The sequence below is a fragment of the Curtobacterium sp. MCBA15_005 genome (assembly GCF_001864855.1).
Taxonomy (GTDB): domain Bacteria; phylum Actinomycetota; class Actinomycetes; order Actinomycetales; family Microbacteriaceae; genus Curtobacterium; species Curtobacterium flaccumfaciens.
In genome coordinates, this window is the sequence record NZ_MJGL01000034.1 from 1 (window position 1) to 23,918 (window position 23,918).

At 71.5% G+C, this 23,918-nt stretch carries 24 protein-coding genes and 1 tRNA gene; 18 read left to right on the forward strand and 7 right to left on the reverse strand.

Features of this window, described 5'->3' with window-relative positions; translation table 11 throughout:
- The first annotated feature begins 100 nt into the window (after nt 1-100).
- The 4 genes from BIU89_RS12125 to BIU89_RS12140 all read left to right on the forward strand — a co-directional run bounded on the left by BIU89_RS12125 (nt 101) and on the right by BIU89_RS12140 (nt 3,119).
- A complete protein-coding gene (locus BIU89_RS12125; RefSeq protein ID WP_071246847.1) occupies nt 101-337 on the forward strand; it encodes a hypothetical protein in 237 nt (78 codons plus the stop codon).
- Between the two features lie 76 nt (nt 338-413).
- Complete coding sequence (locus BIU89_RS12130; RefSeq protein ID WP_071246850.1) at nt 414-983, forward strand: GNAT family N-acetyltransferase; 570 nt, start codon at nt 414-416, stop codon at nt 981-983.
- Nucleotides 984-1,038: 55 nt separating this feature from the next.
- A complete protein-coding gene (locus BIU89_RS12135) occupies nt 1,039-1,230 on the forward strand; it encodes a hypothetical protein (RefSeq protein WP_027466139.1) in 192 nt (63 codons plus the stop codon).
- A gap of 122 nt (nt 1,231-1,352) precedes the next feature.
- The gene (locus BIU89_RS12140; RefSeq protein ID WP_071246853.1) at nt 1,353-3,119 is read left to right on the forward strand and encodes a hypothetical protein; all 1,767 of its coding nucleotides are present in this window, start codon (nt 1,353-1,355) and stop codon (nt 3,117-3,119) included.
- A gap of 104 nt (nt 3,120-3,223) precedes the next feature.
- Here BIU89_RS12140 and BIU89_RS12145 read toward each other — a convergent pair whose 3' ends face one another.
- Complete coding sequence (locus BIU89_RS12145) at nt 3,224-3,718, reverse strand: MarR family winged helix-turn-helix transcriptional regulator (RefSeq protein WP_071247064.1); 495 nt, start codon at nt 3,716-3,718, stop codon at nt 3,224-3,226.
- A 104-nt stretch (nt 3,719-3,822) separates the two neighbouring features.
- Between BIU89_RS12145 and BIU89_RS12150 the strand changes: the two genes are divergently transcribed.
- On the forward strand, nt 3,823-4,755 hold the full coding sequence (locus BIU89_RS12150) for an NADP-dependent oxidoreductase (protein WP_071246855.1): 933 nt from the start codon (nt 3,823-3,825) through the stop codon (nt 4,753-4,755).
- Between the two features lie 59 nt (nt 4,756-4,814).
- Nucleotides 4,815-5,804: an alpha/beta hydrolase gene (locus BIU89_RS12155; RefSeq protein WP_071246856.1), complete on the forward strand. Its 990-nt coding sequence runs from the start codon at nt 4,815-4,817 to the stop codon at nt 5,802-5,804.
- Nucleotides 5,805-5,840: 36 nt separating this feature from the next.
- Here BIU89_RS12155 and bla read toward each other — a convergent pair whose 3' ends face one another.
- Nucleotides 5,841-6,791: a class A beta-lactamase gene (bla, locus tag BIU89_RS12160; RefSeq protein WP_083404347.1), complete on the reverse strand. Its 951-nt coding sequence runs from the start codon at nt 6,789-6,791 to the stop codon at nt 5,841-5,843.
- Nucleotides 6,792-6,833: 42 nt separating this feature from the next.
- Here bla and BIU89_RS12165 point away from each other — a divergent pair, with 42 nt between their 5' ends.
- Nucleotides 6,834-7,391, forward strand: coding sequence for a GNAT family N-acetyltransferase (locus BIU89_RS12165; RefSeq protein WP_071246857.1), 558 nt, complete (start codon nt 6,834-6,836; stop codon nt 7,389-7,391).
- An 84-nt stretch (nt 7,392-7,475) separates the two neighbouring features.
- Here BIU89_RS12165 and BIU89_RS12170 read toward each other — a convergent pair whose 3' ends face one another.
- Nucleotides 7,476-8,957, reverse strand: a complete 1,482-nt coding sequence (locus BIU89_RS12170; protein ID WP_071246858.1) for a mannitol dehydrogenase family protein — start codon at nt 8,955-8,957, stop codon at nt 7,476-7,478.
- 185 nt (nt 8,958-9,142) lie between these two features.
- Here BIU89_RS12170 and BIU89_RS12175 point away from each other — a divergent pair, with 185 nt between their 5' ends.
- From BIU89_RS12175 to BIU89_RS12195, 5 genes are all read left to right on the forward strand, one after another.
- Nucleotides 9,143-9,781, forward strand: coding sequence for a TetR/AcrR family transcriptional regulator (locus BIU89_RS12175; RefSeq protein WP_027466131.1), 639 nt, complete (start codon nt 9,143-9,145; stop codon nt 9,779-9,781).
- Nucleotides 9,782-9,868: 87 nt separating this feature from the next.
- Entirely contained in the window at nt 9,869-12,520 is a 2,652-nt protein-coding gene (locus BIU89_RS12180; RefSeq protein WP_027466130.1) for an MMPL family transporter, read from the forward strand.
- A 134-nt stretch (nt 12,521-12,654) separates the two neighbouring features.
- Nucleotides 12,655-13,098, forward strand: a complete 444-nt coding sequence (locus BIU89_RS12185; protein WP_071246862.1) for a MarR family winged helix-turn-helix transcriptional regulator — start codon at nt 12,655-12,657, stop codon at nt 13,096-13,098.
- A gap of 51 nt (nt 13,099-13,149) precedes the next feature.
- Nucleotides 13,150-13,362 carry a hypothetical protein gene (locus BIU89_RS12190; protein ID WP_027466129.1) on the forward strand — a complete coding sequence of 71 codons (213 nt, stop codon included), beginning with the start codon at nt 13,150-13,152 and terminating at the stop codon, nt 13,360-13,362.
- Between the two features lie 64 nt (nt 13,363-13,426).
- On the forward strand, nt 13,427-14,521 hold the full coding sequence (locus BIU89_RS12195; protein WP_071246864.1) for an alkene reductase: 1,095 nt from the start codon (nt 13,427-13,429) through the stop codon (nt 14,519-14,521).
- Between the two features lie 93 nt (nt 14,522-14,614).
- Here the strand turns inward: BIU89_RS12195 and BIU89_RS12200 are convergent, their stop codons facing one another.
- Nucleotides 14,615-15,631 (reverse strand): hypothetical protein, encoded by a 1,017-nt coding sequence (locus tag BIU89_RS12200; RefSeq protein ID WP_027466127.1) that lies wholly within the window; start codon nt 15,629-15,631, stop codon nt 14,615-14,617.
- 264 nt (nt 15,632-15,895) lie between these two features.
- On the opposite strand from BIU89_RS12200, the gene BIU89_RS12205 reads away from it, so the two are divergent.
- The 4 genes from BIU89_RS12205 to BIU89_RS12220 all read left to right on the forward strand — a co-directional run bounded on the left by BIU89_RS12205 (nt 15,896) and on the right by BIU89_RS12220 (nt 19,174).
- A complete protein-coding gene (locus tag BIU89_RS12205) occupies nt 15,896-17,521 on the forward strand; it encodes a glycoside hydrolase domain-containing protein (RefSeq protein ID WP_071246866.1) in 1,626 nt (541 codons plus the stop codon).
- A gap of 29 nt (nt 17,522-17,550) precedes the next feature.
- Complete coding sequence (locus BIU89_RS12210) at nt 17,551-17,772, forward strand: hypothetical protein (protein WP_027466125.1); 222 nt, start codon at nt 17,551-17,553, stop codon at nt 17,770-17,772.
- Nucleotides 17,769-18,449, forward strand: coding sequence for a gamma subclass chorismate mutase AroQ (gene aroQ, locus BIU89_RS12215; protein ID WP_071246868.1), 681 nt, complete (start codon nt 17,769-17,771; stop codon nt 18,447-18,449). Before BIU89_RS12210 ends, aroQ begins: the two co-directional genes overlap by 4 nt.
- A gap of 92 nt (nt 18,450-18,541) precedes the next feature.
- The gene (locus BIU89_RS12220; RefSeq protein ID WP_051596854.1) at nt 18,542-19,174 is read left to right on the forward strand and encodes a TetR/AcrR family transcriptional regulator; all 633 of its coding nucleotides are present in this window, start codon (nt 18,542-18,544) and stop codon (nt 19,172-19,174) included.
- Between the two features lie 159 nt (nt 19,175-19,333).
- On the opposite strand, the gene BIU89_RS12225 is transcribed toward BIU89_RS12220, so the two are convergent.
- From BIU89_RS12225 to BIU89_RS12235, 3 genes are all read right to left on the reverse strand, one after another.
- Nucleotides 19,334-19,406, reverse strand: a tRNA-Arg gene (locus BIU89_RS12225).
- 110 nt (nt 19,407-19,516) lie between these two features.
- Nucleotides 19,517-20,302, reverse strand: a complete 786-nt coding sequence (locus BIU89_RS12230) for a dienelactone hydrolase family protein (protein WP_071246870.1) — start codon at nt 20,300-20,302, stop codon at nt 19,517-19,519.
- A gap of 29 nt (nt 20,303-20,331) precedes the next feature.
- On the reverse strand, nt 20,332-21,753 hold the full coding sequence (locus BIU89_RS12235) for a glucose-6-phosphate dehydrogenase (protein WP_027466123.1): 1,422 nt from the start codon (nt 21,751-21,753) through the stop codon (nt 20,332-20,334).
- A 76-nt stretch (nt 21,754-21,829) separates the two neighbouring features.
- On the opposite strand from BIU89_RS12235, the gene BIU89_RS12240 reads away from it, so the two are divergent.
- Nucleotides 21,830-22,987 (forward strand): Gfo/Idh/MocA family protein, encoded by a 1,158-nt coding sequence (locus tag BIU89_RS12240; RefSeq protein ID WP_071246872.1) that lies wholly within the window; start codon nt 21,830-21,832, stop codon nt 22,985-22,987.
- On the forward strand, nt 22,984-23,910 hold the full coding sequence (locus BIU89_RS12245; protein WP_027466121.1) for a sugar phosphate isomerase/epimerase family protein: 927 nt from the start codon (nt 22,984-22,986) through the stop codon (nt 23,908-23,910). The genes BIU89_RS12240 and BIU89_RS12245 overlap by 4 nt, the downstream gene beginning before the upstream one ends.
- Nucleotides 23,911-23,918: the final 8 nt, after the last annotated feature.

Here is a 23,918-nt window from a genome sequence, read left to right on the forward strand (position 1 = left end):
GGAGGCGCGGTGCCAGCTGGCACCGCGCCTCCAGGCCGTTCGTGGTCCCGTTCCGGGCCGTCAGCCGACCGCGTCCGGACCGCCGCGCTACGATCCGGGCATGACCCCGCTCGCGCCACGTGTGCTGCACATCCTCTGCACGGCGTTCCTCGTCGTGGCGTTCCTTGCCTCGTTCCTTGGTGGGTACGCGAACGCGAACGACTCCGGCGAGGGCGGCGCGAACATCGGTGCCGGTGCCCTGATGTTCTTCGGTGCACTCGCCGGCGCGGTCGGCATCGGGCTCGGCGTCACGGCGCTCGTCTCCGGCCTCGTCACCGCCCGGCGCAGCGCAGCCTGACCACCGGTCGCGCGCCGTTCCGGACACCACGGTCGCGGTGGTGGCGGGATCGCCGGGGCCGGAGGATCATCGGCCCATGGAGTACTCGACGGCGATGCTCACCGAGGAGACGTGGCCCGACTTCGCCGCGCTCGTGACCCGCAGCAACGGCGTGTGGGGCGGGTGCTGGTGCATCGGTTTCCACCCGGACGGTCCACGCGGGACGCCCGATCCGGCGGTGTCCCACCAGGAGGCGAAGCACCGACACGTGCGGAACGGCACGAACCACCAGGTGCTCGTCTACGCCGACGGCACGGCGGTCGGCTGGTGCCAGTTCGGGCGGCCGGTGGAGCTGCCGACGATCCTGAACCCCGGCGCCTACGCCCGGGATGCCCAGGCGCCGCCGGACTGGCGGATCGGCTGCGTGTTCGTCGAGTCCCGGCACCGCGGTCAGGGGGTCGCACGCGCCGCGGTCACGACCGCGCTCGAGGAGATCCGGCGGGCGGGTGGCGGGACCGTCGAGGCCTACCCGGAGCAGACCCTCGAGCGGAAGCCACAGCGCGGGGCCTACCTGCACACCGGACCGGAAGAACTGTTCACGCAGTTCGGGTTCGTGCGCGACCGCCGCATCGCCAAGTGGCGGTGGGTGATGCGCACGACGGTGTGACCGGCGTGCCCGCTCGACGCCGCACTGCCAGGCCGGCGCGCGTACCGTGGGCACCGTGACACGCACCGCTCCGGTACGACCGCACCGCCTCGCCCTCATCGGCGCCGCCGTGGCCCTGGTGATCGGGGTCGGCCTGCTCTTCACCCCCTGGGACGGGCCGGTCATCGTGCTCGCCTGGGCGCTCATCGTCGCCGCGGTCGTCCTCGGCGCCATCACGTTGTTCTTCGTGCGGGCTCCCCGCAGCTAGTGCCCCACCGGGGGCACTTGTCCCCTTTTCTCCCGACTGTCCGAGCGCGGCAACGGGTCTACGGTCTGTCCCGTGCGGCAACGACGCCGCACGATGACGAATCGAGCATCATGCAACGACGGATGAAGCGAGTCCTCGCGCTCGCCCTGAGCGTCGGTGTCGTTGGGGCACTGGCTCCGGCGATCTCGGCCCAGGCAGTCGCCACGAGCGACACCCCGGACTTCGGCAGCAACGTGAAGATCTACGACCCCACGGTGCCGGCGTCGACCATCCAGGCCGACGTCGACGCGGCGTTCACCAGCCAGCTCCGCAGCACGACGGCGCAGTTCGGCACGCAGCGGCACGCCTTCCTGTTCAAGCCCGGCAGCTACGGCCGGGTCTGGGCGAACCTCGGCTTCTACACGTCGGTCGCCGGGCTCGGCAAGAACCCCGACGACGTCACGATCAACGGTGCGGTGAACGTCGACTCCGGGTGGAATGCCGGCGACGAGAAGAACGCGACACAGAACTTCTGGCGGTCGGTCGAGAACGTGGCGATCGCGCCCGAGAGCGGAACCGACCGGTGGGCGGTGTCCCAGGCCGCTCCGATGCGCCGCGTACATGTGAAGGGCAACCTGACGATGGGCCCGTCGAACCAGGACGGTGGGCAGGGGTACTCGTCCGGCGGCTACATCGCCGACACCAGGGTCGACGGCACGGTGACCTCCGGGTCCCAACAGCAGTGGTACACGCGGAACTCGACCATCGGGGCGTGGCAGGGCGGCAACTGGAACATGACCTTCTCCGGGGTCCAGGGCGCCCCGGCGAACGACTTCTCGAAGAGCTACACGACGCTCGCCACCACGCCGACCACACGGGAGAAGCCGTACCTGTACGTGGATTCGTCGAACAAGTACCACGTGTTCGTCCCCTCGCTCAAGCAGAACGCGAGCGGTGTCACGTGGCCGAACACCGCTGGCACCGACCTCCCGATGCGGAACTTCTACGTCGCTCACCCGGGCGACTCGGCCGCCACGATCAACGCCGCTCTGGCGCAGGGCCTCAACCTCTTCTTCACGCCGGGCACGTACCAGCTCGACTCGCCGATCGCCGTCACCAGGGCGGACACCGTCGTGACGGGCATCGGCTTCCCGACCCTCGTCCCCACCAGGGGCAACGCCGTGCTGACGTCGACGGACGTCGCCGGGGTGAACGTGTCGAACCTCGTCGTGGACGCCGGCGCGCAGAACAGCGCACAGCTCGTCCGCCTCGGCAGCGCTGGATCGCACGTCGACCACGCGGGAGATCCGCAGAGCATCCAGGACGTCTTCTTCCGCGTCGGTTCGAGCGTGCAGGGCAGGGCGACGACCACCCTGCAGGTGAACGCCGACGACACACTCATCGACCACATCTGGGCCTGGCGGGCCGACCACGGCGGCGCGCCGACGGGCTGGAACGTCAACACCGGCGCGACCGGGGTCGAGGTGAACGGCAACGACGTGCTCGCTACCGGGCTCTTCGTCGAGCACTACCAGAAGTACGAAGTGCTCTGGAACGGTGAGAACGGCAGGACGATCTTCTTCCAGAACGAGATGCCGTACGACGTCCCGGACAACGCATCCTGGCAGAGTCCGACCGGCGCGGGCTACGCGGCCTACAAGGTGGCGTCCTCGGTCACGAAGCACGAGATCTGGGGCGGCGGCGTCTACGCCTTCTTCAACACGAACCCGTCCGTGCACGCCGACCGGGCGTTCGAGGTCCCGCAGACCGCCGGCGTCCGCGCCCACGGGCTCGTCACGGTCTCGCTCGGCGACAAGGGCACCATCTCGAGCATCATCAACGGCGTCGGCGGCGCGGTTCCCACCCCTGCGGGCAACACCGCTCCGAACCGACTCGCGTCGTACAACTGATCGGCACCCGTGGGAGCGGATGCTCCTGACGGTGCGCTCGGGAGCGTCCGCTCCTGACGGACGACGGCCGGCTGCTCCACGAGCAGTCGGCCGTCGTCCTGCGATCAGCTGCGCTTCCGGGACGCCGCCGATCGAGGCGGGTCCGCACGCAGGTGCTCGGCCGCTCCCCCGAGGATCCGCGCGAGGTCGTCGACGTCCGCGTCCGACATCGACGCGAACAGCAGGGTGTGCAGCGCCTCGATGTGCCCGGGGAAGACGGCGGCGAGGACGTCACGACCGCCCCGGGTGATCGTCACGACCGTGCTGCGTTCGTCGTCGGGCGAGGGCCCGCGGGTGACCAGCCCACGCTGCTCGAGCAGTTGCGCCTGGTACGTCAACCCGCTGCGGCTGTAGACGACCCCGTCCGCGAGGTCGGTCATGCGCTGCTGCCCGCCCGGTGCGTCACCGAGCCGGGCGAGCAGCTGGAACTGCACGTAGCTCAGGCCGCCCACGTCGCGCAGCTGCCGCTCGACCGCGTGGCGCAGCAGGCTGCTCACCTCGGTGAAGGCGAAGTACGCCCCGAGCTGCGTCGGGGTCAGGGAGTTCGGCGCATCGGTCACGGAACCCATCCTACCCATTGCTTCGAGTTCGAAGCAGTGCTAGCGTCTCCGTCAGTTGCTTCGAACTCGAAGCACAACGAGCAACACCGACGAAGGGCACGATCATGCAGGCAGTACGGTTCCACGAGGTCGGCGGTCCCGAGGTGCTCCGCACCGAGGACGTCGAGCAGCCCAACCCGGGCGCCGGGCAGGTGCGACTCCGCGTCGCCGCCTCGGCGTTCAACGCGGCGGACAACGGGATGCGGGGCGGGTTCCTGCCGATCCCGGTCCAGCTGCCGCACGTCCCCGGCTACGACGTGTCCGGCACAGTCGACGCGCTCGGCGACGGCGTCGAGGGGATCGCGGTCGGGGACGCCGTCATCGCGTTCCTGCCGATGGAACGCGACGGCGGGGCGGCCGAGTACGTCGTCGCCCCGGCGGACGCGGTCGTCGCCGCACCGACGAGCATCCCGCTGCCCGACGCGGCGGCCCTGCCCTCGGTGGCACTCACCGCGTGGCAGGCACTGTTCGACGACGGGCGGCTCGAGGCTGGCCAGCGCGTGCTGGTCATGGGCGCCGGAGGCGTCGTCGGGAAGTACGCGATCCAGCTCGCCGTGCGCGCCGGGGTCCACGTCATCGCGACGGCGAGTCCGCGCAGCATCGAGGCCGTCCGGGCAGCCGGCGCCCACGAGGTGATCGACCACACCACGACCGCCGTCCGCGCCGCCGTGACGGAGCCGGTCGACGTGCTGCTCAACCTCGCCCCGATCGACCCGCAGGACTTCGCGGCACTGGTCGACGTCGTGCGTGACGGCGGCGCGGTCGTGAGCACCACGGCGTTCATGTCCACGCCGGGCGACGAGTCCCGCGGGGTCCGGGCCGCGACGGTGTTCGTCCTGCGCAACCGCGAACGCCTGGCGGAGCTGGTGTCCCTGGTCGACGCCGGCGCGCTCACGGTCGAGGTCACCCGGCGCATCCCACTGGCGGAACTGCCGTCGCTGCACGCCGAGGCGGCCGCGGGACGGGTCAGCGGCAAGGTCGTGGTCCTGGCCGGGTGACGGCCGCGCGACCCCGCCGCACCAGCACCACCCGCAGCAGCGCCGGATACGCTCGGCGCATGACGGACCAGGGGTGGCACGAGGACGTGCTCGGAGCACCGTACGAACGGCTCGAACTGCCGCTCGGCACCGACTCCGAGGGACCCGTCGTCGCCACCCTGGTCCGCCGCCGGCACACCCCGACGGACCTGCTGCTGCACGGCCGTGGGCCCCTGCACGGGGTCGACCTGCTCTACGTGCACGGCTGGTCGGACTACTTCTTCCAGGTCGAGCTCGCCGAACGCCTCGAGCGGCTCGGTGCCCGGTTCCACGCGCTGGACCTGCGGAAGTACGGTCGGAGCCTGCGCCCGTACCAGACCCCGGGCATGGTCGACGACCTGGCGGTGTACGACGAGGACATCGCCGCGGCGCTCGACGCGATCTCGGCCGAGCACCCCGGCTCGGACCGCCGCCGGCTCGTCCCGATGGGCCACTCCACCGGCGGCCTGACCCTGTCGCTCTGGGCAGCCCGGCACCCGGAGCTCGTGCACGGCCTCGTGCTGAACAGCCCGTGGCTCGAGTTCCAGGCCACCGCGGTCGGCCGGGCGATCGTCGCACCGGTCATCAAGCTCGGTGCCCGTCGGAACCCCCTCGCTCCGATGCCCGCCGTCGACCCCGGCTTCTACACCCGCACCGTCTCGGCCGAGGGCGAGGGGTCGTGGACCTACGAACAGAAGTGGCGGCCGGAGCGCGGCTTCCCCCTGCACCCCGGGTGGCTCGCCGCGGTCTTCGACGGCCAGGCACAGGTCGAGAAGGGCCTCGGCATCGGGGTGCCGACCCTGGTGATGCTGAGCGACAAGAGCATGCTCCAGCCGCGGTGGGACCCCGGGATGGCGCGCGCCGACGTCGCCCTGAACGTCGACACGGTGGCGCACCGCTCGCTCTCCCTCGGCGAGGAGGTCACGGTCCGCCGGCTCGAAGGTGCCCTGCACGACGTGGTGCTGTCCGCGCCGGAGGTGCGGGAACGGGCGTACGACGCCATCGGGCGCTGGGCGACCACCCTCCGCTAGTCCCGCGACGCGTGCGACGCGTGCGACGCGTGCGACTCAGTCGCTCAGCCCGGCGACCGCGGCACGGGTCGCCGCGGCGACGAGCGCGTCCGACGGCTCCGCACCGGGATCGGCCCGGCTCGTCATCACGACGAGCACGATGGGCGCCCGCCCCGGCGGCGTCACGACCGCGATGTCGTTCCGCACCCCGTAGGACGCCGTGCCGGTCTTGTCGGCGACCCGCCACGACGGGTCCACCCCGGCACGGATCGTCGCGTCGCCGGTCGTGTTGCCGAGCATCGCCTCGCGGAGCACCCGCCGGTCGGCAGCGTCGATGGCGTTCCCGAGCAGCACGGTCCGGAGGTCCGCCGCGAACCGCTCCGGTGTCGTCGTGTCCCGTGGGTCGCCCGGGGTCGCCTCGTTCAGGTCGGGTTCGACCCGGTCGACACGCGTCGTCCGGTCCCCGATGCCGCGCAGCCACCGCTCGACGGCGTCCGGCCCGCCGAGCCGCTCCACCAGCAGGTTCGCCGCGGTGTTGTCGCTGGAGCGGAGCGCGGCGTCGATGAGCTCGCGCACCGTCATCCCGGTGTCGACGTGCTCGCTCGTCACGGGCGCGTACTCGAGCAGATCGCCGCGGTCGTAGTGCACGACGGTCGCCAGGTCGGTGTCGGACGAGGCGCCGAGGACCGCAGCCGCGATGAACACCTTGATCGTCGACGCGAACGCGAACCGCTCCCCCGCACGGTGCGCGATCGTCCGACCGTCCCCGGTGTCGACGGCGACGACCCCGAGCCGTGCGTCGTACCGCCGCTCCAGCGCCGCGAAGGCCCGGGCGGTGGCCGGGTCGGTCGACGGTCCCGCAGAAGCCGACGCAGACGCGGACGAAGACGCCGACGCCGACGACGTCGGCCCGGTCGACGCCCCATCCGGGCCGCCGGAGCACCCCACCAACCCGGCCAGCACCAGGGCCGTCAGGGCCGCGGTCGTCGTCCTCGTCCCACCTCGCACACCCCGAGCCTGCCCGATGACCGTGCAACTACCCTGAGCGGCATGCCAGCTCCCGCCGTCCACCTCACCCGCCTGGACCCCACCGGCACCGACCGCCAGGAGTTGCTCGCGTTCCTGACGTCCGAGGAGTTCCCGTTCCACGTCCGACGCCGCATCAGCGCGGCCGACGCGGCGAGCGCCGTCGACTCCGGTGCCTACCGCGACGACGAGCACGACACCTCCTGGCTCGACCACGACGACCACGGGCGGATCGGTCTGGTCCGCCTCGAGGACCTGGCCGACCCCGTCCCCCTGTTCGACCTGCGGCTGGCCGGTCGGTTCCGGGGTCGGGGCCTCGGGGTCCCCGCCCTGCGTGCGGTGACCGACCACGTGTTCACGACGATGCCGGCGATCACGCGCTTCGAGGGCCAGACCCGCGAGGACAACACCGCCATGCGCCGGGTCTTCGTCCGCGCCGGGTGGGTGCAGGAGGCCCACTACCGCGAGGCATGGCCCGTCGACGGGGGCCCGGCCGTCGGGTCGGTCGGCTACGGCATGCTGCGCCGCGACTGGGAGACGGGCGAGACCACCCCGGTGCCGTGGGACGACGTCGCGCGGTGAGCAGCTGACGGCAGCCGCCAGAAGGCGGACGGGAGGCCCGTGGCGGCGCCGCCACGGGCCTCCCGTCCGTCGGTCGGTCGCGTCTCAGGACCGCGACAGGCGCGCCACGGTGGCGTGCGCGCCGTCCGCGATGAGCCCGTCCAGGGCGTCGCGGTACGCGGCGACGAACCGCTCGTCGTCGACCAGGTCGCCGAAGACCTGGCGGTTCGCGATGAAGGCGAGGCGGTCCTCACGCTGGGTCAGGGCGATGCGGTGCAGGGGTTCGGCGAGCCGGTCGACGATCTCGATGGGTTCACCGGACTCGTCGGTGCCCTCGTCGTAGCGGGCCCACGACGCGACGATGCCGGCGGACAGCGTGACGGGGCGACCGGCCGCCAGGTTCTCGCGCACGACGGGGAGCAGCCACTTCGGGATCCGGTCGCTCGACTCGGCGCAGAGCCGGGCGAGGGTGTCGCGCACCTCGGGGTTCTGGAAGCGCTCGATGAGGGTCGACTTGTAGTCCTCCAGGTCGATGCCGGGCACCGGGTGCAGCGTCGGCGTGCCCTCTTCGTCCATGTAGCGGCGCAGGAAGGTCGCGATCGCCGGGTCCTGCGTGGCCTCGTGCGCGTAGCGGTACCCGGACAGGTACCCGAAGTAGCAGAGCCCCTGGTGGCTGGCGTTGAGGAGCCGGAGCTTCATGAGTTCGTACGGCTCGACGTCGTCGACGAGCTGGACGTCGGCGTCCTCGTAGGGCGGGCGGCCAGCGGGGTGGTCGTCCTCGAGCACCCACTGGAAGAACGGTTCGGCGACGACGGGCCAGGCGTCGTCGATGCCGAGCTCGTCGCGGACCCAGGCGCGGTCCTCGTCGGCGGTGACCGGGGTGATGCGGTCGACCATCGAGTTCGGGAACGCCACGTGCTCGTCCATCCAGTCCGCGAAGGCCGGGTCCTGCAGCCGGGCGTAGGCGGTGAACATCGACCGGGCGACGTGCCCGTTGCCCTGGATGTTGTCGCAGGACATCACGGTGAACGGGGCGAGGCCGCGGTCCCGTCGGCGGCGCAGTGCCTCGACCACCAGGCCGAACACCGTGCGGGGTGGGCCGTCGCCGCGTAGGTCGGCCGCGACGCCGGGCTCGTCGGCGACGAACTCGCCGGTGACGTGGTCGAAGTTGTAGCCGCCCTCGGTGATGGTCAGGCTGACGATCCTGGTGTCCGGGTGCGCCATCTTCTCGACGACGGCGTCGGGGTCGTCGACGGCGAGCAGGTACTCGACGATGCTGCCGACGACACGGGACTCGCGGGTGCCGTCCGGGTGCTTGAGGACGAGCGTGTACAGCCCGCCCTGTTCGGCCATCGCGGTCGCCATCCGACGGTCCTGCTCGAGCACGCCGACGCCGCAGATGCCGTACTCGCGGGCGTCGCCCTGCTGCAGGAGCCGGTCGATCACCATCGCCTGGTGCGCGCGGTGGAACCCGCCGACGCCGAAGTGGACGATGCCGGCGGTGATGCCGTCGCGGTCGTAGGTGGGCACGGCGACACCGCTCGCGGCGATCTCGTCGAGGGTCTCCGGGGACAGGCGGACGGGCATCGGGTACTCCTTCGTACGGCGGCGGATCCGCGGGCGGTGACGCGGCGGTTCGTCCGTCCAGTCTGGCACCCGCCACCTCCGGCAGAACAGTGGTGCAGCACAGGCGTTCTGCTCCGGGGGACGAACCTGGGGATGCACTCAACCTCGTTGCACCGAGTGCATCGATGCACCTAGTGTTCCATCTCGTGACCATCGCGACCGACCGCCGTGCTGCCCTCAAGGCGAAGCACCGTGCGGCGATCCTGCAGGCCGCTCGCGACCTGATCGACGAGCGCGGCGGCCGCGACTTCAGCGTGGACGACCTCGCCGCCCGGGCGGACATCGCCCGCCGCACCGTGTTCAACCACTTCGCCTCGCTCGACGAGGTCCTGCTGGCCGTGTGCGAACAGGAGCTGTCCGTCATCATCGACCGGTTCCTCGCCGACATGGCCCGGACCCCGGTCGGCGACGGCAGCCGGGCGTCGATGTTCGACGAGCTCGAGTCCGCGGCCCGCGGCGCCGACCTGGCTCCGGCGATCGCCAGCATGTACCGGATCCTCGGCGACCCCGGCAAGGACGACCCGAAGGCGGCGGTCCTGACCCAGACGGCGTTCTCGCGTGTGACCGAACGGCTCCGGCACGAGGTCGCCCGGCGCTACCCGGCCGCCGACCCCCTCGACGCCGCGCTGCTCGTCGAGTCGCTCATGAGCGGCATCGTCGTCATCGCGGAGCACTGGCTGGCGACGTCCGGCCCCGAGCTCGACCAGCCGGCGCTCGACGCGTGGGACGACCTGCTCGCCCGACTCGTGCACAGCGTCCGCAGCGGCTACATGGCCGACGACTGACACCGCCCCACCTCCTCATCCCCCAGGGGTCCACCGGCGCACCCCGCACCACCAGCACCTGACAACGAAAGGACCGCAGGCACCCGCATGGCCGGTCTCCTCTACCGTCTCGGACGGTTCTCCGCACGACGCCACTGGCTCGTGATCATCACCTGGGTCGCGATCATGGCCGTCGCGGGCGTCACGTACACGCTCTTCGCCGGCACCATCTCGTCGTCGATCACGATCCCGAACACCAAGACCAGCCAGGTGCAGGACCAGCTCGCCGACAAGTTCCCGTCGGCGAACGGCGGCAACGGCACGATCGTCTTCGAGACGAAGGACGGCAAGGCGATCTCGTCGTCGCAGCAGTCCGAGATCGACGACTTCCTGACCAGCCTCGAGAAGCTCGACGGCGTCAAGGGCACGACGAGCGGCTTCGCCACGCAGCAGCAGCTCGACGACCAGCGGCAGAAGATCGTCGACGGGCGTGACCAGATCGAGTCCGGTCGCGCGAAGATCGAGACCGGCCAGCAGCAGCTCGACGCCCAGAAGGCGCAGCTCGAGTCCGGCAAGCAGAAGATCGCGACCGCCCAGGCGCAGCTCGACGCGCAGAAGGCCCAGGCGCAGGCCGCCGGCGGCGCGGCCGTCCCCGCCGCACAGGCGCAGGCCGCGGCCGCCCAGCTCCAGCAGGCGCAGGCACAGATCGACGCCCAGCAGGCCCAGATCGACGCCGGTGAGCAGCAGATCGCGACCGCCCAGAAGACGATCGACACGAACAAGCAGAAGCTCGACGACAACGAGCAGCAGCTCGAACAGGGCTCGGACCTGCTCGACCTGTCGAAGGACATCCGCTTCGTGTCGGACAACGGCAGCGCAGCGATCGGCACCGTGCAGTTCACGAAGTCGACCTACGAGGTCCCCGCGGACACGAAGACCGCCATCGCGGACGACGCCGAGTCGGCCGACATCCAGGGCGTCAACGTGTACGTCTCGAACGACATCGCCCAGGGCGTGCCGTCGATCCTCGGCCCGGGTGAGATCGGCGGTGTCATCATCGCCGCGATCGTGCTGCTCCTGATGCTCCGCACGGTCATCGGTGCCGCGGTCCCGCTCGTCAGCGCCGTCCTCGGCGTCGGCGTCGCCTCGCTCACCGCCCTGTCGTTCTCGAGCGTCGTCGAGTTCATCTCGGTCACGCCGGTGCTGGGGGTGATGCTGGGCCTGGCGGTCGGCATCGACTACTCGCTGTTCATCCTGAACCGGCACCGGACCCAGCTGAAGCAGGGCATGCAGGTGCACGAGTCGATCGGGCTCGCGAACGGCACCTCGGGCAACGCCGTGGTGTTCGCCGGTGCGACGGTCATCGTCGCGCTGCTCGCGCTGAACATCACCGGCATCCCGTTCCTCGGCCTGATGGGCACGGTCGGTGCGGTCGCGGTGCTCTTTGCGATCCTCATCGCGACCTCGTTCACCCCGGCCCTGCTGTCGCTCATCGGCATGCGGATCCTGCGGAAGAAGGAGCGCGCGAAGATCGGCAACACCGACTCCACGCGGATCCCGAACAAGCCGATGTCGAGCTGGCGCGCGGTCATCACGCTCGTCCTCGGCGTCGCGGTGCTCGGCACCATCGCCCTGCCCGCGACGCAGATGCGCCTCGGCCTGCCGAGCGGTTCGTCCGAGGCGGTCGAGTCGAGCCAGTACAAGGCCTACAAGACGCTCGAGAAGGAGTTCGGCGCCGGTCAGAACGGCCCGCTGCTCGTCGTGGCGACCCTGCCGGAGTCGATCAGCAAGAGCGACGTCACCGCGACCGAGGTCACCATCGGCCAGGCGATCGCGAAGAACGACGACGTGAAGGCCGTCCTGCCCATCGGCGCCTCGAAGGACCGCGACATCATCGCGTTCCAGGTGAAGCCCGCCGGCGGCCCGGACAGCGTCTCCACCGAGAACGTCGTGAAGGACCTGCGCGAGCAGACCGTCTCCACCGACGACGGCAAGGTCACCCTCGGTGTCGCCGGCAACGCGTCGGCGAACATCGACGTGTCCGAGAAGCTCTCGAACGTGCTGCCGCTCTACCTCGTGGTGGTCGTCGGGCTGTCCCTGATCATCCTGATCATCGTGTTCCGGTCGTTCCTCGTGCCGATCACCGCCACCGCCGGGTTCATCCTGTCCGTGCTGGCGTCGTTCGGCGGGCTGACCGCGATCTACCAGTTCGGCTGGCTCGGCTCGGTCTTCGGTGTGCACGACCCGGCACCGATCCTGAGCTTCCTGCCCATCATCGAGATCGGCATCCTGTTCGGTCTGGCGATGGACTACCAGCTGTTCCTGGTGTCCGGCATGCGTGAGGCATACGCCCACGGTGCGAGCGCGAAGGTGGCCGTCCAGCGCGGTCTGCACGCGGGTCGCGCGGTGGTCACGGCGGCGGCGATCATCATGATCTCCGTGTTCGCGGGCTTCATCTTCTCGGACTCGTCCACCATCAAGCCGATCGGCTTCGGGCTGGCGTTCGGCGTGCTGATCGACGCCTTCGTCGTCCGCATGCTGCTCATCCCGTCGGCGATGCACCTGCTCGGCAAGAGCGCCTGGTGGTTCCCGAAGTGGCTCGACCGCATCGTGCCGGACGTCGACGTCGAGGGCGCGAAGCTCGAGCGCACCCACCCGGTCGCCGGCCACGAGGACACGCACACCGGCACCCACGCGCTCCCCGTGGAGCCGGACGCGAACGCGCACGACTCGGGGCACCCGCCCGCGCACCGCGCGTAGTCGACGCACCAGCGCCACCACCCTGGAGGCCCGGTGCCGGTCCACGAGACCGGCACCGGGCCTCCAGGCCGTCGCGCCCACCGCCCCGAGTCGCGACCACGCCACTTCGTGCACGAACGAAGTACCCTGAACGCATGACCCAGACCGCCCCGGACCCGCTCGCGCTCGACCGGCAACTCTGCTTCGCACTCGCGGCGACGAGCCGCAGCGTGATCGGCCTGTACCGCGACCTGCTCGAACCGATGGGCCTGACCCACCCGCAGTACCTCGTCATGCTCGCCCTGTGGGAGCGGGACCCCCGGTCGGTGCGCGAGATCGCCCGCGAACTGCGGCTCGACTCCGCGACGCTCAGCCCGCTCCTCAAGCGGCTGGAGGCCTCCGGTTACGTCCGCCGTACCCGCAGCGCCGCCGACGAACGCCAGCTCGAGGTCTCCCTGACCACCGCCGGGCACGCCCTGCGCGACCGGGCCCAGGCGGTCCCGCTCGCCGTCGCCGACCGGCTCGGGTGGCCACTCGCCCGGCTCGAGTCCCTGAAGGACGAGCTGACCGAGCTGCTGGAGCGCGTCGACCAGGTGTGATCCGCGGCCATCGGTGCCATAATGGTTCGTGCACGAACGAAAGGATGCACCGTGGGACGCTTCGGCCAGTGGTACGAACGGTGGAACACGACGCTCATCAACAAGATGGGCCCCTCGCAGATCGGCGCCGGTCGCCCCGAGGGCATCGACGACCGGACGATCGACCGGGGGTGCCCCCTGTGCGGCAAGCCACTCTCGCAGCACCAGGTGATCCGGCCCGAGGGCCAGGTCCGCTCGTCGACGCTGGTGTGCCCGCGCGACTGACCGCGCTGCCTGAAGAAGTGCTCCGAGGCGGAATTGCATCGGACAACTCGTCGTTCGCCCTGAGGTGAAGCTCTTCGAACCCGCCTCCATCGGCGCCCTGTCCCTGTCGAACCGCGTCGTCATGGCCCCGCTCACGCGCACCCGCGCCGGCGAGCACGGCGTCCCGAACGACCTGCTCGTCGAGCACTACCGGCAGCGCGCCGGCCTCGGCATGATCATCACCGAGGGCACGTGGCCCGTGCAGGAGGGCCGCTCCTACCCCGGGCAGCCCGGCATCGAGACCGACGACCAGATCGCCGGCTGGCGCCGCGTGACCGACGCCGTGCACGCCGCCGGCGGCACGATCGTCATGCAGCTCATGCACGGCGGCCGCGTCTCGCACACCGACATCTCGCAGACCCCGCGCATCGTCGCCCCGTCCGCCATCGCCGCCCCCGGGCAGACGCACTTGGCCGACGGCTCGAAGGCCGACATGCCCGTCCCGCACGAGCTGACCACCGCCGAGGTGCAGGAGGCCGTGCAGGGCTTCGTGCAGGCCGCCCGCAACGCGATCGCCGCCGGGCTCGACGGCGTCGAGGTCCACGGCGCCAACGGCTACCTGGTGCACGAGTTCATGTCGCCGGTGTCGAACACCCGCACCGACCAGTACGGCGGCTCCCCCGAGAACCGCGCACGCTTCGCGATCGAGGTCACCACCGCCATCGCCGAGGCCATCGGCGCCGGCCGCACCGGCATCCGCCTGTCGCCCGAGCACGGGATCCAGGGCGTCATCGAGGACGACGCCGCCGACGTCCGCGCCACCTACACCGCCGTCGCCGAGGGCCTCGCGCCGCTGGGGCTCGCCTTCGTCGACGTCCTGCACGCCGAGCCGACCGGCGACCTGGTGCAGCACGTCCGCCGCACCGCGGGTGCGCCGTTCATCGTGAACTCGGGCTTCTCGTCGCTCACCACCCGCGACGAGGCCATCGCGATCGTCGAGGGCGACCACGCCGACGCCGTCGCCGTGGGCCGCGCCGCGATCGCCAACCCGGACCTCGCGCACCGCTGGGAGCACGACGCCGAGCTCAACGAGCCCCGTCCGGAGCTCTTCTACGGCGCGACCGCCGAGGGCTACACCGACTACCCGTCGCTGGCCGAGGCGCGCGCGACCGTCGCGTAGTCGACGCACCACCTGACGGACGGGAGGCCCGTGGCGACACCGCCACGGGCCTCCCGTCCGTACCGGGGCCACGTCGTAGGCGTGCGCCGACGGTCAGTGGTCGAGGACCGAGAGCGAACCGACCACCGCGACGGCCAACGGTCCGCTGTAGGACACGCAGACGACGCCCATCCACACGGCCCCCGCCCACGTCGCTCGCAGACGGCTCTTCCGCCGGTCGCGCAGCACCAGGCGACGCCCCGCGGCGGCGATCGCGTCGGCGTGCCCGTCCTCGAGCAGCGAGCGGTCGTCCTGGTACCGGGAGGCGGCGCGCACGACACGGGGCACGACCTCTCCCAGGACTGCCTCGACCTGCATCCACGGCGCAGGGCGCGACCAGTCCGCGGTCCCCGGCGCCGAGAAGACCAGACGGTCATCGACCATCTCGACGTTCCAGCCGGCCGCGTGGTCGACGAGCGCTGCCATCACGTCAGGGGTGAGGACGTACAGCGCGTCCTGGCCGTAGTCCTCCGGCGCCCAGACGCGGAAGTGCCGGTCGAAGTCGCCCTCCAGCGACATCCGTTGCCGGTGACGGAGCACCACGGGCAGGTCGCTGCGTCGACCGTCGTTCGCCGTCGCGTCGAGGAGCAGGTGCGGCAGCGTGCCCGGTAGCCGGACGGTCAGGTACGTCCAGTCCCGCGAGACCATCCAGCGCCGCAGGACGCAGCCGAACTCGACGTCCGGGACGCCGTCGACGTGCACGGGGGCGGTGCCGAACCGGGGGTGGACGCGGATGCCGGAGTAGCGCGGGGTGATCATCGAGTCGAGCGGCTTCGGACGGACCGGACGCGCCGGGTACCCACTGGCCTCCCCCGTCAGCACTGCCCGAGCCTCGTCCGGACGCAGGGTCCGAGGTCGTTCGCCGCGGACCAGGAGCACGACGAGCCCGACCACGCCGGCGACGAGCACCACGAACCAGGCCGCCCAGCGGACGACGTCACCGACACCCGCGCCGTTGTGGACGAGCCCGGTGCCCCAGATCACGAGCGCGGACGCGAGCCACGCGAGCGGGACCTCGATCGCCAGGAGCAGCGCGTTCCACCACCACGGGGCCTGTCGCGGGCGGCGCATCCGCGGTCGTCGCGCCGTCTTCGCTGCCACAACGTCGTCGGGCGCGGTCAACCAGCGCAGATCCATCGAGTCCCCCTCCGGATCAGGATCGTAGTCGGCGGGGCGCGGAGGTCGGACTGAGCGCTTCATCAGACGATCGTCTGCCGAATTGCAGGGCCGTCCCAAGTTGAGGGACGAAGTTGCTCGGACCATGCCGCGGCCATCAGCATCGCACAGTGCGATCAACGGCCAGCGGACGCTCGAGGCAACTGAAGGGGCACCCCCGTGCACATCTCGCGCCGAACTGCGCTCATCGGCATCACCGCCACCGTCCCGCTCGTCACGACCGCACTCGCGGCCCCGGCAGACGCCGCCACCCCGTCCGGCGCCGCCGACTCGGGCGTGCTCGCCGTGCAGCGCTGGCTCAACACGACCTTCGGGCACCTGCACGGGTGGGTGCACGTCGACGAGGACGGGCTGACCGGCAGCGGCACCGTGCTCGGGATCGTGCAGGCCACCCAGTCGCTCCTCGGCATCTCCCCCGTCGTCGCGACGTTCGGGCCGACGACCCGTCGGAAGCTCGAGCAGCACGGTGACGTCGGGGCCGAGACGGGCTCCGACGCCGCGACCTGGTGCCGGCTCGTCCAGGCCGGACTCGTCTGCAAGGGTGCGGCGACCGTGACGCTCACCGGCGAGTACGACGCGGCCACCGTCTCGGCCGTGCAGGCGCTCCGCTCCGACCTGGGTGCCGAGCCCGGCGCACTCCCGCTGTCGGCCCACCTGTTCGGCGCCCTCCTGACCGTCGACGCGGTCCGGCTCGCCTCCGGCGGATCCCGAGCGGTGCGCGCGGTGCAGCAGTACCTCAACCGCACCTACGCCGAGGCGACCGGCGGCGCGTACGGCAGCACGAGCGGACTCGTCGACACGAGCACGTACTCGGCGGCGATCCGCGCGGTGCAGGTCGCGGTCGGCGTCACGGTCGACGGCGCCTGGGGACCGGGGACGGCTGCCGCGCTCCGTGCCGCGGGACCGAGCGTCGTCGGGGTCGGGGCCACCGGCGCCTGGGTGCTGCTCGTCAAGGCGCTCCTGGTGCTGAACGGCGAGCGCGTCGTGTTCAGCAGTGCCTACTCGGCAGCGGACGCCGCGGTGGTCCGTGCGTTCCAGCAGTTCCAGGCGTTCCCGCCGGCCGAGCAGACCGGGACGTGCGACGCCGGCACGTGGGCGGCCCTGGCCGCGAGCACGGGCGACCCGGACCGTGCAACGACCGGTGCCGACACCGCGGTGCGCCTCGACGACGCGCGCGCGGCCGCCGTCCGTGCGTCCGGTGCCACCGGCGTCGGCCGCTACCTCACCAACCACCAGCAGTCCGGAGCGCTCGACAAGGCCCTGACCCCCGACGAACTCCGTGCGATGGCGAGCGCCGGGCTCGGGCTGTGGCCGATCTTCGAGGAAGGCGGGTTCACTGCCTCGTGGTTCACCGAGGAGCAGGGTGTCCGCGACGCCCACCGCGCCCACGACGCCGCCCGACAGCTCGGGATCCCGAAGCAGACCACCGTCTACTTCGCCGCCGACTTCGACGCTTCGGCGGCGCAGGACGAGTCGCTCGTGGTGCCGTACTTCCGTGGCGTCGCCGCCGGCCTGCGGGACCGCGGGAACCTGTACAAGGCGGGCGTCTACGGCTCCCGCGCCACGTGCACCGCCGTGAGCAGCGCCGGACTCGCGCACTTCTCGTTCGTCGCCGGGATGTCGCCGGCCTGGGCGGGCAACCAGCTCGAGCCCCTGCCGGGCAACTGGTCGCTCAACCAGATCCAGAACCGCACGGTCGGGTCGGGCAACGGATCCACCGAGATCGATGCCGTGGTGGACTCCGGGCGCGACCCCGGCGTCCCCGCGGCTCGGCTGGTCGACTGACCGGCTGCCGACCGGGATCGAGCACCGCCGTGACCACCACGACCCCGCGTGACGACGAGCCGCACGCCGCGTTCCCGCACCGTGCCACTTACGTCTTCTCGAACTTCGAGGAGGCGATCTCGATGGACTGCTACTGCGACGAGGGCGCCGACCACTTCGGCGTCTACCCGTTCTACGACGAGGTCATCAAACCGATCATCGACGATCTGACCCGACGCGTCCGGCGCCGGTTCGGGAAGGAAACCCCGTGAACACCGCACACCCCACCACCCCGGCCACCGCCCGGCACCGCAGCCGTCGGACCGCCGCGACGGCCCTGACCCTCGGGCTGCTCGCGGCGGGCATCGCCCTGCCGACCACGGCGGCGAACGCCGACCCCCTGCCCACGTCCGCCGAACCGACGGGTTCCACGATGACCATCTCCCACGACGGTTCCCTCCCCGCGGCGTCGACGGCAGAGCTCGACACCATCGGCGCGCTCATCCTCCGACGGCTGGAGCTCGCGGATCCGGTGGCGGAGTCGAAGTGGCTCAGCGGCAAGCCGATCGCCGACCCGGTGCGCGAACAGGCCGTCGTCGACGAAGCGGTGACCCTGGCGGAGCAGCAGGGCGTCGACCCCGTGCTGGTGACCCGGGTGATCCGCGCGCAGATCGCCGCGAGCAAGGTCGTCCAGCGTGGCCTCATCAACCACTGGACGCACAACCCGTGGACCGCACCCACGACGGCGCCGGACCTGACGACCATCCGGCCCCAGCTCGACGCCATCGACACCGACCTGGTGACCGCGCTCGGCCAAGTCCAGACCGTCGCCCAGGACCACCGGTGCGCACACCTGGTGGACGCCGAGCGGAAGCACCTCGACGTCGGACTCGACTCGCTGCACCGGAAGGGGATCGACGTGGCCTGGCACACGTTCTGCGCCGCCTGACGCGGGCAGGGGACGGGCCGTCATCATGAGCGGCCCTAGGATGTGGTGTTCACTGATCGCTCAGCTCCGGGCGAGGAAGGACACCACGCCAGATGAACCAGCGGCAGCTCGCCATGGAGGCGTCTCGTCGAGCCATCATCGACGCCGCGGGGCAGCAGTTCGCGGCCTTCGGCTACGAGGCGACCACGTTCTCCCGTGTCGCCGAGGCGATGGGCAAGCCGAAGTCGGCGATCGGGTACCACCTGTTCCCGTCGAAGAAGGACCTGGCGACGGCGGTCATCGAACTGCAGCAGCAGCGGTGGCGTGAACTCTTCGACGCACTCCCCGCGCAGCCTGGCATCGAGCGGCTGACGGTGTTCCTCCTGACCACCGGGATGGACGTCCGCCGGGGCTCGGTGGCTGGCGGCGCGGTCCGGCTCCTGCACGAACTCGGCAAGGCCGGCGTGCCGGTGCCGCGCGGCTTCGACTGGTTCGAGATGACGCGGGGCGAGCTCGTCAGCGCCGGGGTCGCGGCGGCGGACGTCGACGCGGCCGCGGTCCAGCCGTCAGTCCTGCTGCTCCTCAACACGACGCTGGGCATGGTGGACGGTTCGACGCAGCTGACCGACGACGAGCTCGTGGCGCAGCTCAAGGCGCTGTGGGCACCGCTCTTCACGTCGTTCGGCATCGCCGGTGCGTCGGAGGTCATCGCGGCGGCCCAGCCGTACTCCCCCGCCACTTCGTGAGCAGGAACGGTCGAGTCCGGCTCCGGGACTCGACCGTTCCTGCTCACCGAGTCGCACGGACGTGGCGCGCGACGGGTGGACCCGGGCGCGAACGCTGCTGATGAACGACGAAGGGCCCCGGTGGAATCCACCGGGGCCCTTCGTCGTCCTGCTTGCCTGTGCGCTCGAAGGGACTCGAACCCCCAACCTTCTGATCCGTAGTCAGATGCTCTATCCATTGAGCTACGAGCGCGTGGCCTTGCGGCCGTGGAAGACTCTACAACAGGTGCGGCCCGGGCGCCAATCGAGGCGCTCCGGCCCCCGTGCTCGGCGTGTCGCGAGCGGTCTCCGACGGCCGCACCGTCACAGCGCCGCGGGCTCCTCGTCGAACACCTCGGCCAGGAACACGCGGAGCGCCTGCCACGATCGGCGGTCGGCGCGCTCCTGGTACTGCGCGCCGTGGTCCGGGGCGTCGGTGCCGGGCACCGCGAACGCGTGCATCGCACCGGAGTACGTCACGACCTGCCAGTCGACGTCCGGCGCCGCCCGCATCTCGTCCTGCCACGCGTGCACGGCCTCGTCCGGCACGACGGGGTCGGCGCCCCCGGTGAGGACGAGCAGCTTCGCCCGGATGTCGGCGGCGTCCGAGGGGTCGTGCGCGATGAGGCCGCCGTGGAACGCCACGGCACCGACCAGGTCGGCCCCGGTCCGTGCGAGTTCGAGTGCGGTCGAGCCGCCGAAGCAGTACCCCATGACGACGACGCGGGCAGGGTCGACGTCGGGGTCGGCGAGCAGTCGCTCGAGTCCGGCGGTGGCGCGGGCGCGCAGCAGCGGTAGGTCCTGGTAGAAACCGCCGGCGACCTGGGCCGCGGTGTCGTCACCGGGGCGGACGCCCGCTCCGTAGATGTCCGCGCCGAAGGCGACGTAGCCCAGTCGGGCGAGCATCGTCACCCGGGCCTCGACGTGCTCGTTCACGCCGTGCCAGTCGTGCACGACGAGGACGGCCGGACGACGGCCCGCGATCGCGGCGTCCTTCGCGAGCACGCCGAGCAGCTCGGTGCCCTCGTGGTCGTAGGGGACGTCGTCGACACGGATGTCGGCGCCGGCGGGTTCGGGAACGGTCTGCAGGACGTCGTCGGTGGTGTTCACGTCGCCCGACGCTACGCCGCCGCTCGGGCTCAGGCCTCGATGTTGTCCCAGCCGTCGGGGCCGACGGACCCGGCGGCGTACTCGTCGAGGGGCGCCTTGCCGGCCTTCCACGCGTCGAGGAACGGCCCGACGACCTTCCAGCCCTGCACGGCGCTGTCACCGCGGACCGACAGCGTGGCGTCACCCTCGAGCACGCCGGCCAGCACCTCGCCGTAGGCGCTCAGACGCCCGGGGTTGAAGGTCACCTCGAGGCTCGTGTGGTCGATCGTGTACGGGTCTCCGGCGCCGTTCACGTTGAGCTCGAGCTGCATCTCGTCCGGGGCGATCCAGATGCGCAGCCGGTCGGGCAGCTCGGTGCCGGTGAGCCCCTCGGGCACGTGCGGGGAGTCCTTGAACGTGATGACGATCTCGCGGCGCTGCGCGGCGAGCGCCTTGCCGGACCGCAGGGTGAACGGGACGCCGGCCCAGCGCCAGTTCGCGATCTCCAGGGTGAGCTGGGCGAGGGTCTCGGTGCCGAGCGACGGGTCCACGCCGTCCTCGTCGACGTACGACGGCAGCTGGCGGTCCCCGACGGTGCCGGCGGTGTACCGGGCGCGCTTGCCCGCGGTGACGACGTCGCCACCCCAGGGCCGGACGGCCCGCAGCACGAGCTCCTTCTGGGTGCGCAGGTCGTCGGCCTTGATCGAGGCGGGGGCCTCCATCGCGACGACGGCCATCACCTGCAGCAGGTGGCTCTGGATCATGTCGGTGAGCGCCCCGGCCTTGTCGTAGTAGCGCGCCCGGCCCTCGAGCCCGAGGGTCTCGTCGTAGACGATGTCGACCCGCTCGACGTGCTGCGACGACAGCAGCGGCTCGATGATGCGGTTGGCGAAGCGCAGCCCGAGCAGGTTGAGCACGGTGGAGCGGCCGAGGAAGTGGTCGACGCGGTGGATGCGCTCCTCGGGGATGAACGAGTGCAGCAGGTCGTTGAGGTGCGAGGCGCTGTCGGCGTCCGTGCCGAACGGCTTCTCGAGCGCCAGGCGGGTGCCGGCGGGCAGGTCGAGGTGGGCGAGCTGCTCGCAGCTCTTCTCGGTGACCGCCGGCGGCAGTGCGAAGTAGATCGCCGGGTCGTGCTCGCACGCGGCGAGCAGCGCTCGCAGGTCGTCCGGGTCCGTGACGTCGGCCTTCCGGTAGGTCGAGGCGTCGACCACGGCCTGCAGTCGGTCCGGCAGTGACGTCTCCCCCGAGGCGCCCTCGTCCTCCTCGTTCTTGGACGCCTGCGCGTTCTCGAAGGACTCGCGCACCTGCGCCTTCCAGTCGGCGTCGGACAGGTCCTCGACACCGGCCCCGACGAGCTGGACGTCCCAGTCGTCCTTCACCTGGAGCAGGGTGGCGAGGCCGGGCAGGAGCAGGCGCTTGGACAGGTCGCCGCTGGCTCCGAGGATGAGCAGGCTGGTCTGGAGGCTCGACATGCACCAGACCGTACTCACCGTCCCCCGGGGACGGCCGGGCCGCTACGGTGGTGTCAGTCCGGCGCGAGGGAGCACCATGAGCAGTGGGTACGAAGGGCGACGCCTCCGTGTCGCCGTGGTCGGGACGGGCATGATCGCCGGGGTCCACGCGCGGGCAGCCCGGGCCTCCGGTGCCGAGGTGCTCGGTGTGCTCGGCCGGAACGCCGCCCGGTCGGAGCAGGTGGCGGCGCAGCTCGACCTGCCCCGTGGCTACGCCTCGCTCGACGAGGTCATCGCCGACGCCCCCGACGTCGTGCACATCTGCACCCCGAACGACCAGCACCACCCGCAGGCGCTCGCGGTGATCGCGGCCGGCATCAACGTGGTGTGCGAGAAGCCCCTGGCGATCGACCCCGCGCAGGCCGCCGAACTCGTCGCCGCCGCTGCCGAGGCCGGTGTCGTGGCCACGGTGCCGTTCGTGTACCGGTACCACCCGATGGTCCGCGAGATCCGGGCGCGCATCGCCGACGGGGAGCTCGGCCGGCTGCTCGCGGTGCACGGCCACTACCTGCAGGACTGGATGCTCGACGAGGACGCCTCGAGCTGGCGGGTCGACCCGACCTCGAGCGGGCTGTCCCGCGCGTTCGCGGACATCGGCTCACACTGGTGCGACCTGGTCGAGTTCGTGACGGGTGAGCGCTTCGCCTCGGTGTCCGCGGCGACCGACATCGTCTACCCGACCCGGCCGGCGGCGTCCGGTCCGTCGTTCTCCGGCTCCCCGGACCCGGATCCGGTGGCCGACGCGGCCGAACGCGCCGAGGTCACCACCGAGGACACCGCCGTCGCCACCTTCCGCACGGCCACGGGCCGCATCGGCAACGTCGTGATCTCGCAGGTCGCCTCGGGACGCAAGAACCGCCTGTGGTTCGAGGTCGACGGCACCCGCGGCAGCGCGGCGTTCGACCAGGAGCAGCCCGAGTCGGCCTGGTTCGGCAACGAGCGCGGCGCGCAGATCGTGGTCCGCGACCCGTCGCAGGGGTACCCGGACCAGCGCCGGCTGGCGATCGTGCCGGCCGGGCACCCGCAGGGGTACCTCGACGCCTTCGCCGCCTTCGTCGCCGACACCTACACCGCGGTCAGCACCGGGGTGGCCCCCGACGGGTTGCCGACGTTCGCGGACGGTGCCCGCTCCGCCGACATCATCGAGGCCGTGATCGGCAGCGCGGCCGAGACGACCTGGCGGGAGATCCGGTGAAGCTCGGCATGCTGACCGCCTGCCTGCCCGGCTGGTCGCTCGACCGGATCGCCGGGTTCGCCCAGCAGCAGGGCTACGAGCGGCTCGAGGTCGCCGTCTGGCCGGGCACCGGCGGCCGTGACTTCGAGGCGGCGCACCTGCCGGTCGCCACGTTCACCGACGAGGACGCCCTGGCCACCCGCGACCTGCTCGACCGCACCGGGCTCGAGATCTCCGCGCTCGCCTACTACGAGAACAACCTGCACCGGGACCTCGAGCACCGTGCCGCGGTGCGGACCCACCTCGAGCACGCGATCGACACCGCGCAGACGCTCGGCATCCCGTACGTCGGCACCTTCATCGGGCGCGACACCACGAAGTCCGTCCGCGAGAACATGGCCGAGGGGAACCGGGTCCTGCCCGAGCTCGTCGACTACGCCGGCGAGCGCGGTGTGCGGCTGGTCATCGAGAACTGCGTGATGGAGGGCTGGCACCCGGACGGGTACCCCGGCAACCTCGCGTACTCCCCCGAGCTCTGGGGCTGGGTGACCGGTCTGGGCTTCGGGCTGAACTGGGACCCGTCGCACCTGACGTGGATCGGCATCGACCCGGTCGAGACGATCCTGCCGTTCGCCGAGCACATCGTGCACGCCCAGGCGAAGGACCTCGAGCTCTTCCCCGAGCGGCGCAACGAGTACGGGTTCTTCGGCAAGGTCGACAAGGGCGACGACCCGTGGGACATGGGTTGGTGGCGGTTCCGCGTGCCGGGCCGCGGTGTCGTGGACTGGCCGCGCGTCGTCGACCGCCTCTACGAGGCCGGCTTCGACGGCACGCTGAGCGTCGAGCACGAGGACCCGCTCTGGGGCGGCACAGACGACCGGGTGCTCGAGGGGCTGCGCATCGCGCACCGCACGCTGCGTCCGCTGATCGCGCAGGAGCCGTAGCCGGTACC

Coding starts and splice junctions, on each gene's coding strand:
- BIU89_RS12125 (WP_071246847.1), top strand. CDS start 101: ATGACCCCGCTCGCGCCACGTGTGCTGCACATCCTCTGCACGGCGTTC.
- BIU89_RS12130 (WP_071246850.1), top strand. CDS start 414: ATGGAGTACTCGACGGCGATGCTCACCGAGGAGACGTGGCCCGACTTC.
- BIU89_RS12140 (WP_071246853.1), top strand. CDS start 1,353: ATGAAGCGAGTCCTCGCGCTCGCCCTGAGCGTCGGTGTCGTTGGGGCA.
- BIU89_RS12150 (WP_071246855.1), top strand. CDS start 3,823: ATGCAGGCAGTACGGTTCCACGAGGTCGGCGGTCCCGAGGTGCTCCGC.
- BIU89_RS12155 (WP_071246856.1), top strand. CDS start 4,815: ATGACGGACCAGGGGTGGCACGAGGACGTGCTCGGAGCACCGTACGAA.
- BIU89_RS12165 (WP_071246857.1), top strand. CDS start 6,834: ATGCCAGCTCCCGCCGTCCACCTCACCCGCCTGGACCCCACCGGCACC.
- BIU89_RS12170 (WP_071246858.1), bottom strand. CDS start 8,957: ATGCCCGTCCGCCTGTCCCCGGAGACCCTCGACGAGATCGCCGCGAGC.
- BIU89_RS12180 (WP_027466130.1), top strand. CDS start 9,869: ATGGCCGGTCTCCTCTACCGTCTCGGACGGTTCTCCGCACGACGCCAC.
- BIU89_RS12185 (WP_071246862.1), top strand. CDS start 12,655: ATGACCCAGACCGCCCCGGACCCGCTCGCGCTCGACCGGCAACTCTGC.
- BIU89_RS12200 (WP_027466127.1), bottom strand. CDS start 15,631: ATGCGCCGCCCGCGACAGGCCCCGTGGTGGTGGAACGCGCTGCTCCTG.
- BIU89_RS12220 (WP_051596854.1), top strand. CDS start 18,542: ATGAACCAGCGGCAGCTCGCCATGGAGGCGTCTCGTCGAGCCATCATC.
- BIU89_RS12235 (WP_027466123.1), bottom strand. CDS start 21,753: ATGTCGAGCCTCCAGACCAGCCTGCTCATCCTCGGAGCCAGCGGCGAC.
- BIU89_RS12240 (WP_071246872.1), top strand. CDS start 21,830: ATGAGCAGTGGGTACGAAGGGCGACGCCTCCGTGTCGCCGTGGTCGGG.